Source organism: Bradyrhizobium sp. URHC0002 (assembly GCF_054059515.1).
Genome location: NZ_JBSSCF010000001.1, coordinates 3,999,674 through 4,021,044, shown reverse-complemented (window position 1 = coordinate 4,021,044; position 21,371 = coordinate 3,999,674). Strand labels below are relative to the sequence as shown.

Genomic DNA, 21,371 nt, shown 5'->3' with positions numbered 1-21,371 from the left:
GCTCAATTCGTCCGCTCGACTCGGCGAGCGGGAATAAAGTTGATCGGAGAAACGATGGTGCCGTCAGCGCGTATCCACCGCGCCAGCACTTCGCATCCGACAATTTCGCCGGAGCCGAGTTCAAATATCGGCTGGAAGAACGGCTTGAACTCATGCAGCGCGAGAGCCTGGTCGATATCGGCTATCGGCCCCTCCAGCCTCGGCCGCGTCTTGGTCAGAAGAAATCCGAAGGCAACGCCCAAGCCCAATGCAATGAACATTGTCGGCCAATATGCTTCGTTATTCCATCGCTGCAATACGCCGGTGTCGACGCGAATGATCGCTTCGAGCGGATAATGGGCCGAGGCGTTGGTGATACTGACCGAATGGAATAGCTCATCGTGACTCGCAGGAAAGCGGGCGACGCCCAGACCGGTCTTCAGCCGCAGCAACACTTCGCTGTGGGCCCGCAATTCCGCAGGCATGATGTCGAATAGGGACGAGTTGATGCCCAGAATGGCTACGATCGAACTCTTCTTGTCGATATCGCGCAGGACGCCGAGCGCTACACCGCTGAATTGATCAACCCGAAACAAAAGCAGGCGGCCATCTTGAGACGGCAACATATCCGCGCGGTCGACCCATCCGCTGTCAAACTCCAGCGTCTCGGAGTAGGCCGAGCAGACCACCGATCCATCGCGATTGACCAGCCGTATGTCCTTTACGGTGGAGCGCTGATAAACCTGAAGGCGGACGCTTTGCAGCGTTCCCGGATCACAATTCAGCGTGCCCTTCGCGGCAAGTTCATCGAGAGTGGCGGCTCCAAAATTGACGGCGACCTCGGCGCGTCGCAATGCGACGTCGGCCAACTCTTCAAGCTGCCTCTTTTGATGCCCGTCGATGACGGCTTTCACGGCAAAATGTCCGGCAGCGAGGAACAAGCCCACGCTTGCCGCCAGCATTGCTACGTGGGTAACACTGGGCCACCGCCAGGTCATCGGACACGCTCAAACCATGAAAAATGAACCCGACGGTAAGTCCCGGGCTCTAAGATTCAGTTTAAGCCGCCCGGATCCTTCTACCGTGAGTTGGTGGCGGGCCGATGATTGAAGTTAGCAAAAGGTAAACAAGCGAGGCCCGCGCCGTATTCCCGGTCGAATAACCGGCACGCGAGCCTCCTATGCCGGGCGCGTTCGCTCGTGCGGGCTGCCGCGGGATCAGACCGCGGGCGCAGCCCTCTTCACCCATACCTTGTTGTCATGGAACGGCGCGCCGCCGACCGGCGCGATCGTTTCGGCCCCGGTCAGCATGTTGATACCGCGGCCGCCGATATGGGCCTTGTTCGGATGGATGGACTCGGCGATCAGCACACCGCGGCGCACACCGTCGAACAGTTTCACGGTCAGCGTGGTTTCGCCTCGCATGTTGCCGAGCGTCACGGCGTCGCCATCAGCGATCGAAAGCGCCGACGCATCTTCCGGGTGCATCATCACCGTCGGCGCGCCCTCGCGAGCCTGCGATCCCGGCGTCTCGTTGAAGGTGGTATTGAGATAGCCGCGCGACGGCGAGGTGGCGAGGCGGAACGGATGTTTCTCGTCCGCTTCTTCGATGATCGTCCAGTGATCGGGCAACGAGGGCATCTGCGCCCACGGGCCCAGGCCCGGATTGCCGTTGGGAGGATTCGCCCAGTCGGCCTTGAAGTGAAACTTCCTGTCAGCGTGGGCAAACCCGTCGAGATAATGCGAGGCGCGAAAATCCGGCTGGATATCGCGCCACAGATCCGCTTCCAGCGTTTCGATATCGCCATGGCCGCTCTTCTTCAGCGTCGCATCGATCAGTTCGCGCGGCGTCATCTCAAATCCGGGGTGCACGGCGTTGAGGCGGCGGCCGAGGCCTTGAAGCACTTCATGGTTGGAACGGCACTCACCGGGCGGATCGATCAGCTTAGGCCCGACCGAAATATGCCCGTGGCCGCCGCCGTAGTAGAGATCGTCATGTTCCATGAACATCGTGGCCGGAAGCACGATGTCGGCCATGACAGCCGTTTCGGTCATGAACTGCTCATGCACCGCCATGAACACGTCTTCGCGGGCAAAACCCTTACGCACGAGCGCCTGTTCGGGCGCCACCGTCACCGGGTTGGTATTCTGGATCAGCATCGCCTTGACCGGCGGTCCACCCTTCAAGGCCTCGGCGTCGCCGGTCAGGATACGCCCGATCTGGGACTGATCGAGCCAGCGTGTCGTGCGGTCGATCGCGTCATGCCCCTCGATGATGGATTCGTCGAACTTCCAGATCGAAGCATTGTTGAAGAAGGCGCCGCCGCCTTCATACTGCCAGGCGCCGGTCACCGCCGGGATGCACAGCGCGGCATGCATCTGCGCCGCGCCGTTGCGGCTGCGGGTGAAGCCGTAGCCGAGGCGGAAGAACGATCGTTTGGTTTGGCCGACAATGCGCGCGAACGCCTCGATCTCTTCCACCGGTACGCCCGAGATCTTCGAAGCCCATTCCGGTGTGCGGGTCGCGAGGTGCGCCTCGAGTTCGTCAGGACAATCGGTATAGCGATCCATATAGGCGCGATCCGCGTACCCCTCGCGGAACAAGACGTTCATGACGCCGCAAGCGAAGGCGCCATCGGTGCCCGGTCGGAGCAGGATCTTGATATCCGCCTGCTTCATGGTGTCATTGTTGTAGATGTCGATCGCCGCGATCTTCGCGCCGCGCTCCTTGCGGGCGCGCGAGGCATGCGTCATCACGTTGACCTGGGTATTTACCGGGTTGGTGCCCCAGATCACAACGAGATCGGAGACTCCCATTTCGCGCGGATCGACGCCGGCGATCTTGCCGGTGCCGATGGCAAACCCGATGCGCGCGACGGTCGCACAGATGGTGCCGTAGAAACGGGAATACTTCTTCACATGCGCGAGGCGATTGATGCCGTCGCGCATGACGAGCCCCATCGTGCCGGCGTAGTAGTAGGGCCAGACAGACTGGGCGCCGAATTCACGCTCGGCCTGATCGAAACGCGCGGCGATTTCGTCCAGTGCTTCATCCCAGGAAATGCGCGCGAACTGGCCGGAACCTTTGGGTCCGGTACGGCGCATTGGATGGAGCAGCCGGTCGGGATGATGAATGCGCTCGGCGTAGCGCGCGACTTTCGCGCAGACAACGCCCGCCGTGTAGGTCTGAACCTTGGAGCCGCGGACCCGGCCGATCGAACGACCGTCGATTACCTCAACGTCGAGCGCGCAGGCCGACGGACAATCGTGCGGACAGGTGGAGTGGCGGATGTCGACCTTGGCATGCTGGTTCATGCGTTTCTAGGTAACATCAAACGCCGCGGCCGCCGAGAGGGTTTGTCCGGCCGTACACCTGCAAAAACGGCCCTTAGCCATGCATCAGACGCCCAAATAGGCGCCGCCGTTGGCGTGGATCGCCTGCCCGTTGATGTAGCGCGCGCCGGGCCCGCATAGAAAACGCACGGTTGCGGCGACGTCTTCCGGCAGGCCCCGATTGCCGGTGATGGTCTGATGGGTCAAATGATGCGCCGGCTCCGGCTTGTCCTTGGGCCTTGGCGTGCCGATCAGTCCGGGAACCACGCAGTTCACGGTGATGCCGTCATCGGCAAGATCGTGGGCCAGCGCCCGCGTCAGGCCGATGATACCCGCCTTTGCCGTCACCACATGCGCGCGATTTTTTGCACCCGTATGCGCGCTGAGGCCGCCGATATTGACGATGGCCGCCGCACCCGATTTTCGCAGCGCCGGCAGGCAGGCTTTCACGCAGAGGAACGTGCCGTCGAGCGTAACGTCGAGGATTTCGCGCCACGCCGCATAGCTCATCTCGGCGAACGGCTTCTCGCGCCGCAGCGCCGCGTTGTTGACGAGGATATCGATACGACCGAATTGCTTGACGGCTGCGTCCGCCATGGCCTGCACCGCCACGGCGTCGGCGACGTCGCCGATATGGACCAACGCCCTGCCGCCGGCAGTCGCGATCTCGCGCGCGACGGCATCCGCTTCGGGGCGGTTACTGCGTGTGTTCACCACGATGGACGCACCGCCCTCCGCCAGGGTCAGCGCGATCGCGCGGCCGATATTGCGGCCCGCGCCGGTGACGATGGCGACTTTGTCTGCAAGTTCCTGGGTCATGAGCCGCTACCCGCGCAATGAGGAAAGATCGACGCGGCCATTATACAGCCCCGCCATCAGTTTCAACGCCGCATCGCTTTGCACCGCGCTCCAGCCGCCATGTTCGGCGTTGAGCAGAAACTTGTCAGTCACGTCCTGCCGCGTCAGGGGCTCCTGCACGCCGCCGCGCAAATAAGGCTGCCTATCCTCGACCACGCTGCCATCCTGGAGGGTGGCGCGGACGTGTCCGGTGTAATTGTTCGGATAGGGATTGTCAGGGTCGATCACGAACTTCACCTTGGCGGCGAGCGCCAGCACGCGCTGATCGCGGATCGCGTTTTCGGTGAATGCACCGAGTCCAACCCCGCCATGCACAAAGCCGGTCGCCAGCAGATAGGGCACGGCGAACTTGGCGGCATAGCCGTTGCGCGGACGCTGCTTGTCGGCGAGCGGCTCCCACAGCCGGTGCACCGTTCCCTCCGCCACCTCGCAGACGATCTCGGTGACGTCCTCGGGGTTGATGCCGTGCGCGGCCAGCCGGCGCGCGCAATCGATATAGGGCTGCGCCATCGTCCCGCATGGATAAGGCTTGAAGGCCAGTGTGTCCGTCACCCAGCGGGTGCCGAAATCGCCGGTCAGCGCGTCGTAATCGCCCTCCGTGGTGTGCGCAAAGCCGTGGAATAGCCCGTGCACGCCCTCGAACACGGTGCGCGGGCCAACGAACCCTGCCCGCGCCAGGAGCGCCGCGCGGATACCCGATTGCGCCGCCCATCCGGCATGCAGCCGCTTGGTCCAGGCACCTTCCGCAAGATACTCGATGATGCCGCCGGCCATGCTGCCGGCGATGCCGAGCGCATCGACGGTCTGCCTAGCGTTGAGGCCGAGTGCCGCGCCGACACCGGCAGCCGCGCCCATCGCGCCGAAGACCGCTGTCGGGTGGAAACCGGCCTTGTGGACGGCCTTCGGCACCACGAGGCTCAAACGGCACAGCACTTCGGTGCCGACGGCGATCCCGATCAGCGCCATGCGGCCATCCGGATTATGCCGCTCGCAGGCGGCGAGCACCGCCGGCACGATCACGGCGCCGGCATGGACCGGGCCGCCCTCAAAAGTGTCGTCGAAATCCTCGCCATGCGCGGCCGTCCCGTTGACGAAGGCGGCGCCCGCCGCATTCAGCGTGCGTCGATGCCCGATCGCCGTGCACGGGCCGTCATCGTCGCAACCCGCCAGCGCGCTTCCGACGTAGTCCTCGTTGCGCGCGGTGACGCATAGACCGACCACGTCGATCAGCAGATCCTCGCATTTGCGCGCGGTTGCAGCCGGCAATGCGCCGGCTTGCAGTGCGACGATCTTTTCGGCCAGCATTTCAGCGACCGAGGTTTCGGGCAGTCCGGAGGCCATAGCGGTCAAACGCGGAAGATTTTTGTATAGCGCGCCTTGATGGCCTCGCTTTCCTTCTCCACGGCCGCCGCGTCATCCTTCATGGTCTTGACGTCCTTGAGCGCCTTGCGCCCCGCCTTCTCGACGGTTTGAGAATGCACCGAGCGGAGGCCGCCGACATCGATGATGAGCTGCTGGGCCTCGCGGCTCAGGCTGAACGACTGGAACAGCCTCGCCGCGTTCGGATTGGGTGCATCCTTGAAGACGCCGTTCGGTCCGATGATCAGCGGCGAGCCTTCCGTGGCGTAGACCGGTTCGACCGGACGGCCCGCCTCCTTCATCTGGAAGATGTTGTACTCGTTGCCGTCGGCCATCACCGCGCGCTCGCCGAGGTCGAGCTTCTTCGGCGGATCGGCCGAGGACTGCACCTGCATGATGTTCTGCTTGGCAAGCTGCTCGAAGAAGCTCCAGCCGAGATCGCGCTGCATCTGATAGGTCGCGGTCATGATGGTGCCGCTGTAGCCCGGATGCGCCTTGACGATCTTGCCCTTCCATTTGGGGTCGAGCAGATCGGCAAAACTCTTCGGCGCGTCGTCCGCCTTCACCAGATTGGTGTTGTAGGCAATGATGCTGAGCCAGACGCGGAAGCTCGCAAACTGGCCGTCCGGGTCCTTGTGCTCGGCCGGATAGAATTTTGCCACGTCTTCCGGCACGTAAGGCGCCAGAATGCCGTCGCGCTTCCAGACGATGAAATGTGCAGCATCGGACGAGTTCACCACGTCGACGGCATGGATGTTGCTGGAATATTCCTGGCCGATGCGCTGGAATACGCGCTCGGCGCCGGTGCGCTCGACGCGGACGGCGATGCCCGGATATTTCGCCTCGAACGCCTTGGCCAGCTTCTCCGCGACCGGCAGATCGGTCGAGGTGTAATAGATGACCTTGCCTTCCTTCTTCGCCGCGTCGATCAGCGCCGGCGTCACCGTTTCAGGTGGCGGCGCAGCAGCCATCACCCGCGTGGAAAATGCTGCGCTTGCGAGCACCGCGCCGGTGCCCTGGAGCACATGGCGTCGCGAGATCGAGTTCTTCATTGGCGCTCCCAAATTGTCGTTTGTCGAGCCTTCTCTGCGGGCTCGCTCCTGCTCGGTCCGATACACCCGAGATTATCTTTTATTCCGATGGCGCGCAGCCAGTCTTTCGTCGACAGCCCGTTCCCATTGCAGCTAAACTTGCGGCAAGGAATAAAACAATAGTCAGGGGATGGAGAAATGACGGGCCCAAGGTTCGCACCGGGGATTGCACTGGCTCTGGCTGCAGCTCTGTTCACGGCATTGCTCACAAGCGCACAGGCACAGGACTATCCGTCACGAGCAGTGAAGGTGATTGTTCCCTTCGGCGCCGGAGGGCCTGCCGACGTCACCGCCCGCCAGATCGGGAACATTCTGCAGGAAAGCTTCGGCCAGCCCTTCGTAATCGAAAACCGCACCGGCGCCGGCGGCGTGATCGGCACGCAGGAAGTCGCCAAGTCTCCGCCGGACGGTTACACGCTGCTGATGATGTCGAACACACAGACTGCAAATGAATCGCTGGTTCCACAGCGCAAATACGAGCTGATGCGCGATCTCGCGCCGATCGCGCCGGTCAACTATTCCGACCTCGTCATCGTGGTTCATCCCTCGGTGCAGGCGAAGACGCTGCAGGAATTCGTGGCACTCGCGAAATCGCAGCCCGGGAAACTGAACTACGCCTCATCGGGCCAGGGCACGCCATACCACATGGCGGGCGAGCTGTTCAAAGCCATGGCCGGCATCGACGTCTTGCACGTGCCCTACCGTAACAGCGGCGAGGCGCGCAGCGGCGTGATCGGCGGCCAGGTGCAGATGATGATCGATGCGGTTCCGGCGATGGCGCCCAACGTCGCCGAAAATCAGGTGCGCGCGCTGGCGACGACCGGCCAGACGCGCTCGACCGTGCTGCCCAACGTGCCGACGGTGATCGAGGCCGGCATTCCCGGCTATGAGGCCACCATCTGGCTCGGCCTGATGGCGCCCGCGGGTACGCCAAAGCCTGTTATCGACAAGCTCAATGCGGCGGTGAACGCAGCGGTGAAACGGCCCGATGTCGTCAAACTCTGGACCCAGCAGGGCGCGGTTCCGATGTCGATGACCCCTGAGGAATTCGACAAATTCCTGCGCGGCGATATTGTGAAATGGGCGGAAGTGGTCAAGAAATTCGACAAGCCGCCGCAATAAGAAGAAGCCACGAGAGAAGGTTCGCCCTCGATGCCGAGCGTTCGATTTCGCCTCAACGGCGCCGACACCGAGGTTGACGCCGATCCCGACCGGTCATTGCTGGATATTCTGCGTGGACATCTCGACGTGATCGGGCCGCATTTCGGCTGCGGCGCCGGCGAGTGTGGCGCCTGCAACGTCATCGTCGGCGAGCGCGCGGTATCCGCCTGCGATACACCGCTGTGGTCGGTGGCCGACAAGGATGTCACGACGATCGAAGGGCTGGGAACGAGCGAGCACCCGCATCCGCTGCAGCGCGCCTTCATCGCCGAGCAGGCGCTGCAATGCGGCTATTGCGTCTCCGGCATCCTGATGAGCGCAGTGGCGCTGTTGAAGCGAAATCCGTCACCGACAAGCCGGGAGGTGAAGGAAGCGCTCGACCGCAACCTCTGCCGCTGCGGTTCGCATAATCGCATGGTGCGGGCGGTGCTGCGCGCGGCGGAAGAAATGGCGGCAGGATGAACCAGCCGGCCCCCGCTCCCTCCCCGCCCGCACTGCCGGCGAGTCTTGCCGCAAACCCGAAACTGTCGGCATGGCTGAAATTTTCGAGCTCCGGACAGGTAACGATCTCGCCCGGCAAGGTGGAGATCGGGCAAGGCATCGTGACGGCGCTGGCGCAGATCGCCGCCGACGAACTCGATATTGATCTGTCGCGGGTTCGGATGATCCGCGCATCGACCGCAGTCAGCCCCAACGAAGGCGTCACGTCGGGCAGTCTCTCCATCCAGCAGTCGGGACGCGCGCTACGCCACGCCTGCGCCGAGGTCCGCCGGATCTTTCTTCAGCAGGCGGCGGAACGGTTGGGGGTTGATATCGGTGCGCTCGACATCGAGGACGGCACCATTTCAGGACCGGGCAATGTCAGGACCAGCTATTGGGAACTTGCCGACGAAGTCTCGCTCGATCGCGACGCCACGCCGGGCGCAATGCCAAAGATCGCATCGCGCCGGGCGTTGGCCGGGAATTCAATTCAGCGGATCGACATTCCGGACAAGGTTTTGGGCCGGCGGCGCTTCATCCACGATCAGGCGGTGGCGGGAATGCTGCACGGGCGCGTGCTGCGGCCGGAGAACGCGCGCGCAAAACTTATCGAATTGAAGGAGGATGGCGCCCGCGCCGTCGCCGGTTTCGTCGCGATCGTGCGCGATGGCAGTTTTGCCGGTGTCGTCAGCGAGACCGAACATGGTGCGGAGCTGGCCCTACAAGCCTTGCGCAAGGGCGCGGCGTGGTCTGATGGCGACCCCCTCCCCGACGAAAACGATCTGGCTTCATTCTTGAAGGCCCAACCGACAGAATCGACGACTATCGACAAGAAAACGGCCGCATCACCCGGCGCGACAGCGCGGACTATCCGGCGACAATATACCCGCCCCTATATTGCGCACGCATCGATCGCGCCATCCTGCGCCATGGCGCAGTGGAACGGCGACCGCGTTCATGTCTGGACCCACAGCCAGGGCGTCTATCTCCTGCGCACCGATCTGGCGCTGGTTCTCAAACTGCCCGTCGAGCAGATCACCGTCGAGCATATGGAGGGCGCGGGCTGCTACGGGCACAACGCCGCCGATGACGTCGCGCTCGATGCCGTGCTGCTCGCCAAAGCCGCCGGTGGCCGGCCGGTTCGGGTCCAATGGTCGCGCCAAGGCGAGATGTCGGATGCACCCTTTGGCGCGGCGATGGCGATCGAGATCGAGGCCGATCTCGATGCGCAGGGTGAAATCGTCGATTGGCGACACTCGATCTGGGGCAACGGTCACGTGGCGCGGCCGGGGCGCGCGGCACAGCCCGCGTTACTGGCGGGGTTCGAGCTGGCCGATCCGTTTCCGCGCATGGTCTCGACCAATCCGCCGCAGGCCAATGGCGGCGGCAGCGATCGCAACTCGGTCCCGCTTTATGATTTTCCATCCTGGCGCATCGAAAGCCATCGCCTGACAACGATGCCGATCCGCACCTCAGCACTGCGAACGCTGGGCGCGCAGGGCAATGTGTTTGCGATCGAATCCATCCTCGATGAAATCGCCACCGAGCGCGGCGAGGATCCGGTCGCGTTCCGGCTGCGCCATTTGAAGGATGAGCGGGCCAGGGATGTCATCCGCGCCGTTGCCGCTCGCGCCAAATGGAAGCCCGAGAAGCAGCCGGGCATCGGTCACGGTGTGGCCTTTGCCCGCTACAAGAACACCGGCGCCTATTGCGCTGCGATCGCCGAGATCGAGGGCGCGGAGGAGATCAGCGTCAGGAAATTGACGCTGGCGGTCGATGTCGGCGAAGCGATCAATCCCGACGGCGTCGTCAACCAGATCGAGGGCGGCGCCATTCAAGCCACAAGCTGGGTGCTGAAGGAGCGCGTCCGCTTCGACCGACGACGCATCACCAGCACCAGCTGGACGGAATATCCGATCCTGCGCTTCAGCGAAGTACCCGATGTCGAGGTTGAGGTCATCCAGCGACCCGATATCGACCCGGTCGGCGCCGGTGAGGCTGCTCATGGCCCGGTTACATCAGCCATCGCCAACGCCGTGTTCGACGCACTCGGCGTGCGGGTGCGCGATCTGCCGATTACGCGCGACAGAATCATTGCCGCGATGGAATTGAGCCGATGAACACGCTGAACATCCTGAGCGGTGGCGCGGCACAGGGCTTGGTCGCAAGCCTTGCACCGGCGTTCAAGGCCCAAACCGGCTTCGAGATTGCAGGCGAGTTTGGTGCGGTCGGTGTCATGGCTGATAGATTGCGCAAGGATACGCCGGCAGACATCGTCATCCTGACCGCGGCCATCGTCGCCAAACTGGCGGAGGAGAAGCTGGTGGTTGCTACCTCGATCGCCGATGTCGGCCTGGTCGAAACCGCCCTCGCCGTCCGCACCGGCGATCCCCTGGCCGCCGTCAGGGATGCCGCTGATTTACGCGAGGCCTTGCTGGCGTCGGACGCGATCTTCGTGCCGGATACCAAAGCCTCGACGGCCGGAATTCATGTTGCAAATGTCGTTCAGCAGCTCGGCATCGCCGATGAGGTTGCCGCCCGGCTCAGGATTTTCCCGAATGGCGCGACGGCGATGCGCGAACTGGCCGTGTCCGATGCGCAGCGTCCGATCGGGTGCACGCAATCCACCGAGATCATCAGCACCAAAGGTGTAACCCTGTCCGGCTCACTGCCGCCGGGCTGCGAACTTGCAACGATGTACACGGCGGGCATCACGGTCGCCGCCGCCCACCCACAACAAGCGCAGGACCTGATCGACCTGTTGACCGGTGCCGGAGAGCATGAACAGCGGAAACGCGCCGGCTTCATCAGCGGCCGAAGCCAGGCGCCCACGTAGAGCTCTAATCGTCGGAGGAGCCTCCGGCGCGCAGCATAAAACCACCGAGCGGCTCGATTTTCGATTGTCAAAGCCAATTCATATACTAATATATCAATCGAGAAAGCAGCCATGCCCGCCCGCGCATCGAAAAAAACGAATCCTGGGGTTCGCCGAATGGCCGCCGGCACGGGCCGCAGCGGCAGACCGCGCGCGGCTACAGCGGCGTCAAAGATCTACTCCGACCTTCGGATCGAACTGGTGTCGCTGCAGCGTCACCCCGGCGAAGCCATCTCGGAGGCGCAAATCGCGCTCTCCTACGGCGTGAGCCGCACTCCCGTTCGCGAGGCGATCCTCAAATTATCGGATGAGGGCCTGCTGGAGATCTATCCCCAATCCGGCATCTTCGTCTCGCGCATTCCGGTGGCAGCGCTGCCGGAGGCCATCATCATCCGCAAGGCGCTGGAGGAAACCACCGCGCGGCTGGCCGCGGAGCGCGCGACATCGAGCCAGATACTGGCGCTGCAGTCGATCCTGGAACGGCAGCGCGAGGCCAGCGCCGCCGGAGACAGCGATACGTTCCATCAGGCCGATGAAATGTTTCATGCTACAGTCGCCGAGGTCGCAGGCTATCCCGGAATCTGGAAGTATATCCAGCAGGTGAAGGTTCACGTCGATCGCTATCGCCGGCTGACCCTGCCCCAGCGCGGGCGGATTGCAAAGGTGATCGTCGAACACGAGGCGGTCCTGACTGCGATCGAGGCGCACGACGCGGAAGGCGCAAGGCGGGCGATGGAAGTCCACCTCGAAAGCCTTCTCGAGAACATCTCGGCTACTCAACATATCAATCCGGAGTACTTCGACGAGCGACCCTAAAGTTTGAAAAATCCATAAAACGATAAACAACATCAGGAGGAACACAATGAAACGCCGCGACTTCATCAAGCTGAGTGCAGGGCTCGGGGCCACAATGGCGGCCACGACGCCGCTGTCATCCGCGTTTGCTCAAACGAAAATGGTGCTGAAGGCATCGGACGTTCATCCGCTGGGCTATCCGACGGTCGAATCCGTCGTCCGAATGGGCAAGAAGCTGGAAGCCGCCACCAACGGCCGGCTGACGATCCAGATGTTCCCCTCGATGCAGTTGGGTGGCGAAAAGGAAATGATCGAGCAAGCCCAGCTCGGCGCGCTCCAGATCGCTCGCATTTCGGTCGGCGCTGTCGGCCCCGTCGTGGACGACGTCAACGTCTTCAACATGCCGTTTGTATTCCGCAACTCCAAACATATGGAGAAGGTGATCGACGGCGAGATCGGCGACGAATTGCTGGCAAAGATTTCCGCGAACGAAAAGACCGGCCTGATCGCGCTGTGCTGGATGAACGCCGGCTCGCGCAATGTCTACAACAACAAGCGGCCGGTCCGCACCATCGCCGACCTCAAGGGCCTCAAGGTCCGCATGATGGGCAATCCGTTGTTCGTCGACACCATGAATGCACTGGGCGGCAACGGCGTCGCCCTGGGCTTCGATCAGGTCTTCAGTTCGATGCAGACCGGCGTGGTCGACGGCGCGGAGAACAATCCGCCCTCGTTCATGGCGCAGAACCACTATCAGGTGGCCAAGTATTTCACGATGACCGAGCACCTGATCATTCCGGAGCTCTTGGTCTTCTCGCGCATCTCCTGGCAAAAACTGTCGCCGGAAGATCAGGCGCTGATCAAGAAGCTTTCGAAGGAAACGCAGGCCGAGCAGCGCGTGCTCTGGTATGAAGCGGAGAACGCCGCGATCGAAAAGATGAAGGCGGCCGGCACCGAGATTATTACCGACATCGACAAGAAGCCGTTCCAGGATGCGGTAAAGCCGGTCTGGGACAAGTACGGCTCCAAGTATGCCGCCATGGTCAAACGCATCGAGGCAGTCAACTAGGTCCGGGCTTGCGGTCTTTGAGTAGCCGGACGATGTCTGTTCCGGCTACCCCCTGACCCGCAGGACCGATCCGAAGCGCCGTTACTTTCCGAGGTCAAGATGTCCGATTCTGGAGCCGGCGTTTTCCGGCGTGTGGTCGATGTGGTCTATTGGACGGGTGCCATTGTCGCGTGCGTAGCGCTCGTGCTGGTCTCGGCGGTCATTCCGTGGGCCGTCTATACCCGATACATTCTCAACAGCGCCTCGTCATGGCCCGAACCGATGGCGGTGCTGCTGACCGTCGGCATCACCTTCATCGGCTCCGCCAACTGCTACCGTCAGCGCATCCACATGAACATGACGGTCGGCACCGACTTGCTGCCGCCGCTGTTGCGCCGTGCGTCGCTCTTCTTAAGCGAGGTACTGATGGGTGTGATTGCGATTTTCATGGTCGTGTGGGGATTGAGGCTGGTGCAGACCACCTGGGGCAATTCGGTGGATGAATTCCCATGGCTGTCGGTCGGCGTCACTTATCTGCCGATCGTGGTCAGTGGCGCCATGATGTTCCTTTTCGTCGTCGAGCGCCTGACCATCGGGCCACCGCCGCGTGACGGCGCCGACGCCCACGTACCAGTCGAGTAATTCTCATGGATATCGCCGTTCTCCTCCTCAGCATGTGTTTCTTCTTCGCGATCGGCATGCCGATCGCTTATGCGCTGGCGCTGTCCTCGCTCGTGGGCGCTTTGTGGATCGACTTGCCGGTCGGCGCGGTCATGCAGCAATTTGCCAGCGGCGTCGGGAAGGTCTCGATGCTGACCATCCCGTTCTTCGTGCTGGCGGGCGCCATCATGGCCGAGGGCGGCATGGCGCGGCGGCTGGTCGATTTCGCAGCCGTGGTCGTCGGGTTCACGCGCATGCGCGGCGGTCTTTCGCAAGTCAATATTCTCGCGACCACGATCATGAGCGGCATCTCCGGATCGTCGGTCGCCGACACGTCCGCGATCGGTTCGGTGATGATTCCCCAGATGGCCGCCAAAGGCTACCCGCGGGTGTTCGCCACCAACGTGACGATCAGCGCCTCGCTGCAGGCGATCATCATTCCGCCGAGCCATAATTCGGTGATCTATTCTCTGGCCACCGGCGGCGTGGTGTCGATCACGAGCCTTTTCCTTGCCGGCGTGATTCCCGGACTGCTGCTGGGCTTCTCGTTGATGCTGCTCTGCTTGTTCTACGCCTATCGCGACAAGCATCCCAAGGGCGAGCCCGTGCCCATCCGCCAGGCCGTCAGGATGCTCGGTGACGCCGTGTGGGGGATCGTGACGCTGGTGATCGTGCTGGGCGGCATCCTCACCGGCGTGTTCACGCCGATCGAGGCCGGCGCGGTCGCCTGCGTCTGGGCGTTCTTCGTCACGATGTTCATCTATCGGGACTACAAGTGGTCCGAACTGCCGCTATTGGTCTACCGGACGCTGCAGACCGTGGCGATGGTGCTGACGCTGGTCGCCACCGCATCATGCTTCGGCTATGTCGCCGCCCTGATGCAGATGCCGGCAAAGATGACGGAATTCTTTGTCGCCATATCGAGCAACAAATACGTCCTGCTGATGTGGTTGAACATCATGCTGCTGGTCCTGGGAACGGCCCTCGACCTCGCGCCGCTGCTCCTGATCTGCACGCCGATCCTGCTCCCTGTCGTGAAGAGTTTCGGCATCGATCCCGTGCATTTCGGCATCGTCATGCTGCTCAATCTCGGCATCGGCCTGCTAACTCCGCCGGTGGGGACGACGCTGTTCGTCGGCTGTGCCATCGGCAAGGTTTCGGTCGATGAGGTGATGCGCGGCATCTGGCCGTTCTATTATGTGATGTTTACCGTGCTGATGATCGTGACCTACGTGCCCTGGCTGTCGCTGGCGCTGCCAAGGGCGTTCGGGTTCTAAAACGGCCGCGGCCCGCGGCGGGGAGACTCCGCGTGAAGATCGTCGACCTCAGCCGAGAGCTTTATCATCGCACGCCGAGCTATCCCGGGCACCCTCCGGTAATGCACGGCGTCTGGAAGACCCACGAAGAATCCTTTGCGGAGTCCGGCAATGTGCACGGGCTGGCGTCGATGTTCATCTCCATGGTGGACCACGCCGGAACCCATATCGACGCGCCCAGGCATTTCGGCAAGAGCGGCATATCCATCGATGAGTACCCGCTGGAGAAATGCATCGTGCCGGGCATCTGCGTCGACCTGCGCCACATCGCACCCCGCGCCGAGATTACGCCTGCTGATCTCGAGACGGCGGTGACGAAGGCCGGCGTGCCGGTGCCGAGGGGCGGCACCGTGCTGCTGTGCACCGGTCACCATGAGCGAACATTCCCCCGCAAGGAATATTCGAGCGACAATTCCGGCGTGAACGTCGCCGCTACCGAATGGCTGGCGCAGCAGGGCATCGTGCATTTCGGTATCGATTCGATGCGGCCGGGACCGGAAGGAAAGGTGAATGCCCTCGTCCACAAGGCCTGCCTCGACCTCGACATCACCCATATCGAGAGCCTGTGCAATCTCGAAACGCTGCTTGGTCGCGGTCAGTTCACCTTCATCGGCCTGCCGATGAAGTGGCGCGGCGGGACGGCTTCGCCCATCCGCGCCGTGGCGGTGTTTGATATTTAGGAGAAGCAAAACGGCCTGACTGAAGCGGCATCTTCGGCAAAGGCAGCATCAGGCAGCTCCCCTCCAGACCTGGCGCGTATAGACGCGCCGTGAAAGCTTGCCTAAACTCGCGCCAATGACGGCCGATGCCGGGGCGAACGGCGCGGATAACCAGGCGGGAAAACCCGTCGACATCAGCGGAGGAAATCATGGACCGTTCTTGGCGGACTAATCGGGCTGTCTTGGCTGCATCTGTCGCTGCAACATCCCTTGCCCTGGCGGGGCCGGCATCTGCGCAGGAAACCTTCAAGCTCGGCGTCGTAACGTTCCTGTCGGGGCCGGCGGCAGATAGTTTTGGCGTTCCCGCCCGCAACGGCGCGCAGTTCGTGATCGATCAGTTGAACAAGGGCTCAGCGCCCTCACCCTACGAGAAGGTCGGCTTCGGTGGCATGAAGGTCGAGCCCGTCATCATCGACGAGAATGGTGGTGCCACCAAGCAGGTGCAGGAACTGCGCAATCTCTACCAGCGCGACAACGTCGACGTCGTGCTCGGCTATATCGGCTCCGGTGACTGTCTTGCTGTCGCACCGATCGCGGAAGAGCTGAAGAAGATGCTGGTGCTGATGGATTGCGGAACGCCGCGCATTTTCGAGGACGGCAAGTACAACTACGTGTTCCGCACTGCCGCCCACGCCACGATGGATAACGTCGGCCTCATTAGGTACATGAAGGCCAAGAACATCAAGATGACGACACTTTCGGCGATCAACCAGGATTACGCCTGGGGCCAGGACAGCCGGGCCGACTTCGTCGCTGCAGCCGAACAGCTCTATCCCGGCGTCAAGCTTCAGACGGATCTGCTGCCCAAGTTTGGCGCCGGCCAATACGGCACCGAAATTTCTGCGCTGGTGGGCGCCGGCTCCGACGTGGTCTATTCCAGCCTATGGGGCGGCGACTTGCAGGCTTTCGTCCTGCAGTCGGCCCCCCGCGGGCTGCCGAAGCGTAGCCAGCTCGTGTTCAGTGCCGCTGATCATGTGCTGCCGCCGCTCGGCGACAAGATGCCTGACGGCACCATTATCGGCGCGCGCGGCGCCTACGGCCTGATGTCGCAGAAATCGCCGCTGAATGATTGGCTGTTTAAAGGATACGAGGCCGCCAATGGCGTCTATCCGGTTCAGGCCTCCTATCGCATGACACAGGCGATACTTGGATTGAAAGCCGCGGTCGAAAAAGCCATGAGCAAGAACGGCGGCAAGAAACCTTCGACCGATGAAATGGTCGCGGCAATGACCGGTCTGGAGTGGCCCTCTCCCGGAGGACTCATTCAGATGAAGCTTGCCGACGGCCATCAGGCGATCCAGCCGATCGCCTTCAGCCGCACCAAATACAATCCGGATCTCAAGCGGGTCGATCTGGTGGATATCCAGTACTTCGCCGCCGAATGCGTCAACCCGCCCCCGGGTGTGAAGGCAATCGACTGGATCAAGGGTGGCATGCAGGGCGCCAAGTGCAACTAGATAGCGCCTGCGTTCAATGAGTCTACAAAAGCGGCGCGTGCGTGAGTTCGCGCCGCTGATGCCTGCCCGCCAATAATTCTCGTGACCGCAACGCCATGAATTTCTTTTTGACGATTGTTCTCGATGGCCTGATTCAAGCGTCGTGGCTGTTCATCGTCGCCCTCGGCCTGACGCTGGTGTTCGGCGTCTTGAAGATACTCAACATCGCCCATGGCAGTTTCTACGCACTCGGCGCCTATGTCGCGGCGAGCACCGTGACGATGGTCGCCGCGCGCGGCCTTCCGCCAGGTGTCGGATTCGCCGCCATGCTGCTCTCAGTGGCGCTGGTCGCGTCCGCCGTCGGACTTCTGCTGGAACGCGGCCTCCTGAAAATGTTCTACGGTCGCGACGAGGTGGTGCTGCTGCTGGTGACCTATGCCGTGTTTCTGATCCTTGAAGACGTCACCAAGCTGATCTGGGGCGTCAATCCAATCTATGCGACGCAGCCATACGAGTTGTTCGGCAATCTCGAATTCGCCGGGCTCTATTACGTCGGCTACGATCTTGTGCTGATACCGATTTCGGCCGTGATCGGCTTCGCGATCTGGTTCGGACTCAATCGCACCGTGATCGGCAAGATCGTCCTGGCGGTGATTCACAACGAAGAAATGAGCGTCAGCATGGGCGTACGGGTCAACCGCGTCTATGCGATCGCATTTGCATTTGGCGTCCTGCTCGCCGCTCTCGCCGGCGCCCTGACCGCTCCCAAAATATCGATGCAGCCCGGTCTCAGTTCGGATGTCATCATCCTCAGCTTCGCCATCGTGGTCATCGGTGGGCTTGGCAGCGTCGAGGGCGCAGCCGTCGGTGCCATCCTGGTCGGGCTCGCGCGCGCAGCGTCAGTTCATCTGATGCCGCAGGCCGAACTGTTCATGATCTACCTCATCACGGCGGCCGTGCTGATGTTTCGCCCTGAGGGTCTGTTCAAGCGCGAGACGGCAAGGCGGATTTGATGAAGAAGGACCTGCATCCGCTGGCCATGATCGCCCTCATCGCGGGGGTGGCGTTGTTCGGCCGCGTGCTGCCGACCTGGACATTGTCGCTGGCTACCATTGCCGCCTCCAACGCTCTGATCGCGCTCGGAATCGTGGTACTTGCACGCACCGGCAACGTTTCGTTCGGCCAAGGCCTGTTCTTTGCCGCCGGCGGCTATGGTGTGGCACTGATCGCCAACGCCTGGGGTCTCACCGACGCCGTGGCGCAAGTCATCATCGGCGCGGCATGTGGCGGCCTGCTCGGCCTCGTCGTCGGCCCGTTGATCGCACGCTACAGCGGCATCTTCTTCGGCATGCTGACCCTGGCCCTATCGATGGTGTTTTACGGCGCGCTGGTAAAGTCGACGGCGCTCGGCGGCTCGGACGGATTCAATGTCGGGCGGCCGACCCTGTTTGGCCTGAGTTTCACCGATCCGCGGGAGGCGGACTTCATGTTGTATGCCGTCTCGGTCATCGTGACCGGTTTTGCCGGCATCGGCGCGACCATCCTGTTCCGGTCCGAATTCGGTCTTGCCAGCCTCGCGGTGCGTGAAAACAATCTACGCGTTGAATATCTCGGCATCTCGGCCAACCGGATCATATCGATCAATTTTGTGATCGCCGCGATCTTCGCCGGCGCGAGCGGCGCGTTTGCCCTGATGGCGCAGCGGCATATCGATCCGCAATTCGCCTACTGGACTACTTCGGGTGAATTCGTCTTCATTGCGGTCCTTGCCGGCAACCAGAGCGTCGCCGCCGTCTTCGTGGCCTCGATGGCGCTCGAACTGGTCCGTTCGTTCTCGAACCTCTATTTACCCAATACCTGGCAACTCGTGCTCGGCGTCTTCCTCCTCGGCGTCATCCTGTTTCTACCTCGCGGTATCGGCTCGCTCTGGATCAGGAACCGGCGCAAGCGGAGCACCTCGACCGCAAAAGCACCGCTGGCCGCTGAGAGAGGAGCCACGCCGTGAACCCGGTCCTTTCCGTGCGCGGGCTCGAAAAACGCTTTGGCGCGGTGGTCGCCGCCGATGCACTCACTCTCGATATTGCAACCAACCAGAAGATCAGCCTGATAGGCGCCAACGGCGCCGGCAAGACCACCTTCGTCAACATGGTCACGGGCTATTTGAAGCCTGACAGCGGCACGATCATGCTCGACGGAATAGACATAGGCAGGCGCTCACCCCGAAGCGTAGCCCGACTCGGCATCTCGCGTTCCTTTCAGATTCCACAGCTGTTTGTTGAACTCACGGCTGCCGAGAACCTCACTGTGGCCATATCCGGCGTTGGCGCGCGAATGTCGCTTCGCGCGCCCGCGGAAGCCCAAGGCCGCCATGACAATGCCGTCGAACTGCTCGAGCGCTTTGGCCTGGCCGATCTGGCCGATCGCCCAATCTCGGAGCTTGCGGGCGGGGTGCGCAAACTGATCGACATCGCCATGGCGTTAGTGCGCCGCCCGAAACTGCTTTTGCTGGACGAGCCGACGTCCGGCGTGTCGGCCGAAGAGAAATTCACGACCATGGACCGGGTGATCCATGCCGTCGCGCCGGATGCCGCGACCATCGTGTTCGTCGAGCACGACATGGAGATCGTCAGCCGCTATGCCGACCGTGTCGTGGCGTTCTATCAGGGCCGGATTCTGGCCGACGGCGCGCCCTCCGACGTGTTGAAGGATCAGGAAGTTCGCCGCTACGTCACCGGGGGCGTGCGATGAGTGCGACTGCGCCATTGCTCGAGATCGACAATCTCGTGGTTGAGATCCAGTCGATGCCTGCGTTGCGCGGCTTTACGATGCGCGTCGCCAGAGGCGCGATGGTCAGCCTGGTGGGTCGCAACGGCGCCGGCAAGACGACACTGATGCGTTCGATCATGGGGCACCTCAAGCTGACCCAGGGCGCAGTGCGGTTTGAGGGCACCGATCTGTCAACCAGTCCACGTCATGCCCGCGCGTCACTCGGGATCGGCTATATGCCTGAAGATCGTTGCCTGGTGCCTCAATTGACGGTCGAAGAAAACATCATGCTGCCGTTGTGGGTCGCGGGGCATCTCGACCGCAAGGCCCGGCTCGACTTCGTCTATGAGGTGATCGGCGAACTCACCGAAATGCGAGAGCGCAAGGCGCTATTGCTGAGCGGCGGACAGCAAAAGCTGGTCGCGCTCGGCCGGGCGCTTGCCATTGGCACTAAATGCCTGCTGCTCGACGAGCCGTTCGAAGGCATCGCACCCGCGCTGTCGGAACGGCTCTCGGAGGTGCTTGCATCCCTCAAAGGCAAGGATCTGACCTTGCTGATGTCGCAATCGGACCTGAATCACTCGCGTGGGCTGATTGACCTGGAATTCACCATTGAACGTGGCGCCAATCCCGTAACCACCAGTCAATGAACCCTGCGCGTCCGGACTTCACTGGCCGACTTCGCGACAGGCATCGGCGGTCATTCGCCGTTGTGCCCCGCCCCCGCTTCTGCCGTCTCACGAAGCATCTCGGCATTCAGCACAACGATGGCACCGTGCTCGAGACGTACCCAATCGCGGCCGGCCCAGGCGCGCAATTGCTTGTTGATGCTCTCCCGGGTCATGCCGACCATCTCGCTGATCTCCTGCTGCGTGATCGCGATGGTTCGGCCCTGCGGGGCAGAGGTGTGCTTTTCGGACAGACGAAGCAGCGCGCTGGCCAGCCGTCCTGGCAGATTCTGCAGGATAATCTGCTCGACCTGATCGCTGGTCGATCGCAACCGCTCGCAGAGCAATTCGATGAATTTCATTGCCAACGCCGGTTGAGCCTTCACAAAGGGGATGAATTCGCGTCGGTCGATGACGAAGAGTTCGCAATTGCTGTTTGCGATGGCGTCGGTCGAGCGGGGTTGTCCGTCGAGCAGCGCAATCTCGCCGAAAATTTCCCCAGGCCCAACGATATTGAGGATCGCATTGCGGCCATCCGGCGAGGAAATGCTCATCTTCACCGTACCCGAAATGACCGCGTACAGGCTGTGACCGGGATCCCCCTTGGAGAACAGCGTGGCTCCCCGCTTGAGCGTGGAGTGTTTGGCGTAACGGCAGAGTTGCTCGAAAGCTTCCGGCTCGAGGTCGGCAAAGATCGGGTGCTTGCGCAAGACCGATAGTTTGCTGCTCGAGAATCCGTGAGCTTCACCCGTCCTTTGTTGAGGCACGCCAGTCAAACTCCAGGGAACACGGGATTACCGCCCTTCCGTAGTCAACGCGGGCCGGCTT

Annotated in this window: 20 protein-coding genes; 14 read left to right on the top strand and 6 right to left on the bottom strand. The window is 62.2% G+C overall.

What is annotated here, in order from left to right:
• Window positions 1-2: 2 nt before the first annotated feature.
• From ACVWVY_RS19490 to ACVWVY_RS19470, 5 genes are all read right to left on the bottom strand, one after another.
• Window positions 3-977 carry a CSS-motif domain-containing protein gene (locus ACVWVY_RS19490; protein ID WP_456627897.1) on the bottom strand — a complete coding sequence of 325 codons (975 nt, stop codon included), beginning with the start codon at window positions 975-977 and terminating at the stop codon, window positions 3-5.
• Window positions 978-1,196: 219 nt separating this feature from the next.
• A complete protein-coding gene (locus ACVWVY_RS19485) occupies window positions 1,197-3,293 on the bottom strand; it encodes a molybdopterin oxidoreductase family protein (protein ID WP_456627896.1) in 2,097 nt (698 codons plus the stop codon).
• Window positions 3,294-3,377: 84 nt separating this feature from the next.
• Window positions 3,378-4,130: a 3-oxoacyl-ACP reductase family protein gene (locus tag ACVWVY_RS19480; protein ID WP_456627895.1), complete on the bottom strand. Its 753-nt coding sequence runs from the start codon at window positions 4,128-4,130 to the stop codon at window positions 3,378-3,380.
• Between the two features lie 6 nt (window positions 4,131-4,136).
• Window positions 4,137-5,510, bottom strand: a complete 1,374-nt coding sequence (locus ACVWVY_RS19475; protein ID WP_456627894.1) for an MmgE/PrpD family protein — start codon at window positions 5,508-5,510, stop codon at window positions 4,137-4,139.
• Window positions 5,511-5,515: 5 nt separating this feature from the next.
• Complete coding sequence (locus tag ACVWVY_RS19470; RefSeq protein ID WP_456627893.1) at window positions 5,516-6,580, bottom strand: ABC transporter substrate-binding protein; 1,065 nt, start codon at window positions 6,578-6,580, stop codon at window positions 5,516-5,518.
• Window positions 6,581-6,757: 177 nt separating this feature from the next.
• On the opposite strand from ACVWVY_RS19470, the gene ACVWVY_RS19465 reads away from it, so the two are divergent.
• The 14 genes from ACVWVY_RS19465 to ACVWVY_RS19400 all read left to right on the top strand — a co-directional run bounded on the left by ACVWVY_RS19465 (window position 6,758) and on the right by ACVWVY_RS19400 (window position 20,525).
• On the top strand, window positions 6,758-7,741 hold the full coding sequence (locus tag ACVWVY_RS19465; RefSeq protein ID WP_456627892.1) for a Bug family tripartite tricarboxylate transporter substrate binding protein: 984 nt from the start codon (window positions 6,758-6,760) through the stop codon (window positions 7,739-7,741).
• Between the two features lie 30 nt (window positions 7,742-7,771).
• The gene (locus ACVWVY_RS19460) at window positions 7,772-8,242 is read left to right on the top strand and encodes a (2Fe-2S)-binding protein (RefSeq protein ID WP_456627891.1); all 471 of its coding nucleotides are present in this window, start codon (window positions 7,772-7,774) and stop codon (window positions 8,240-8,242) included.
• Window positions 8,239-10,380 carry a molybdopterin cofactor-binding domain-containing protein gene (locus tag ACVWVY_RS19455; protein ID WP_456627890.1) on the top strand — a complete coding sequence of 714 codons (2,142 nt, stop codon included), beginning with the start codon at window positions 8,239-8,241 and terminating at the stop codon, window positions 10,378-10,380. The genes ACVWVY_RS19460 and ACVWVY_RS19455 overlap by 4 nt, the downstream gene beginning before the upstream one ends.
• Complete coding sequence (locus ACVWVY_RS19450; RefSeq protein ID WP_456627889.1) at window positions 10,377-11,096, top strand: molybdate ABC transporter substrate-binding protein; 720 nt, start codon at window positions 10,377-10,379, stop codon at window positions 11,094-11,096. The genes ACVWVY_RS19455 and ACVWVY_RS19450 overlap by 4 nt, the downstream gene beginning before the upstream one ends.
• 156 nt (window positions 11,097-11,252) lie before the next feature.
• Window positions 11,253-11,951 (top strand): GntR family transcriptional regulator, encoded by a 699-nt coding sequence (locus ACVWVY_RS19445; protein WP_456627888.1) that lies wholly within the window; start codon window positions 11,253-11,255, stop codon window positions 11,949-11,951.
• A gap of 46 nt (window positions 11,952-11,997) precedes the next feature.
• A complete protein-coding gene (locus ACVWVY_RS19440; protein WP_456627887.1) occupies window positions 11,998-12,999 on the top strand; it encodes a TRAP transporter substrate-binding protein in 1,002 nt (333 codons plus the stop codon).
• Window positions 13,000-13,098: 99 nt separating this feature from the next.
• Entirely contained in the window at window positions 13,099-13,620 is a 522-nt protein-coding gene (locus ACVWVY_RS19435) for a TRAP transporter small permease (RefSeq protein WP_456627886.1), read from the top strand.
• A 5-nt stretch (window positions 13,621-13,625) separates the two neighbouring features.
• Window positions 13,626-14,915, top strand: a complete 1,290-nt coding sequence (locus ACVWVY_RS19430; RefSeq protein ID WP_456627885.1) for a TRAP transporter large permease — start codon at window positions 13,626-13,628, stop codon at window positions 14,913-14,915.
• 32 nt (window positions 14,916-14,947) lie between these two features.
• Window positions 14,948-15,634: a cyclase family protein gene (locus ACVWVY_RS19425; protein ID WP_456627884.1), complete on the top strand. Its 687-nt coding sequence runs from the start codon at window positions 14,948-14,950 to the stop codon at window positions 15,632-15,634.
• 221 nt (window positions 15,635-15,855) lie between these two features.
• Window positions 15,856-17,130 (top strand): ABC transporter substrate-binding protein, encoded by a 1,275-nt coding sequence (locus tag ACVWVY_RS19420; protein ID WP_456627883.1) that lies wholly within the window; start codon window positions 15,856-15,858, stop codon window positions 17,128-17,130.
• A gap of 95 nt (window positions 17,131-17,225) precedes the next feature.
• The gene (locus tag ACVWVY_RS19415; protein ID WP_456627882.1) at window positions 17,226-18,122 is read left to right on the top strand and encodes a branched-chain amino acid ABC transporter permease; all 897 of its coding nucleotides are present in this window, start codon (window positions 17,226-17,228) and stop codon (window positions 18,120-18,122) included.
• The gene (locus tag ACVWVY_RS19410) at window positions 18,122-19,114 is read left to right on the top strand and encodes a branched-chain amino acid ABC transporter permease (RefSeq protein ID WP_456627881.1); all 993 of its coding nucleotides are present in this window, start codon (window positions 18,122-18,124) and stop codon (window positions 19,112-19,114) included. Before ACVWVY_RS19415 ends, ACVWVY_RS19410 begins: the two co-directional genes overlap by 1 nt.
• Window positions 19,111-19,857: an ABC transporter ATP-binding protein gene (locus tag ACVWVY_RS19405; RefSeq protein ID WP_456627880.1), complete on the top strand. Its 747-nt coding sequence runs from the start codon at window positions 19,111-19,113 to the stop codon at window positions 19,855-19,857. Before ACVWVY_RS19410 ends, ACVWVY_RS19405 begins: the two co-directional genes overlap by 4 nt.
• Window positions 19,854-20,525, top strand: a complete 672-nt coding sequence (locus ACVWVY_RS19400; RefSeq protein ID WP_456627879.1) for an ATP-binding cassette domain-containing protein — start codon at window positions 19,854-19,856, stop codon at window positions 20,523-20,525. Before ACVWVY_RS19405 ends, ACVWVY_RS19400 begins: the two co-directional genes overlap by 4 nt.
• A 50-nt stretch (window positions 20,526-20,575) precedes the next feature.
• Here the strand turns inward: ACVWVY_RS19400 and ACVWVY_RS19395 are convergent, their stop codons facing one another.
• Complete coding sequence (locus tag ACVWVY_RS19395) at window positions 20,576-21,310, bottom strand: Crp/Fnr family transcriptional regulator (RefSeq protein WP_456627878.1); 735 nt, start codon at window positions 21,308-21,310, stop codon at window positions 20,576-20,578.
• Between the last annotated feature and the right edge of the window lie 61 nt (window positions 21,311-21,371).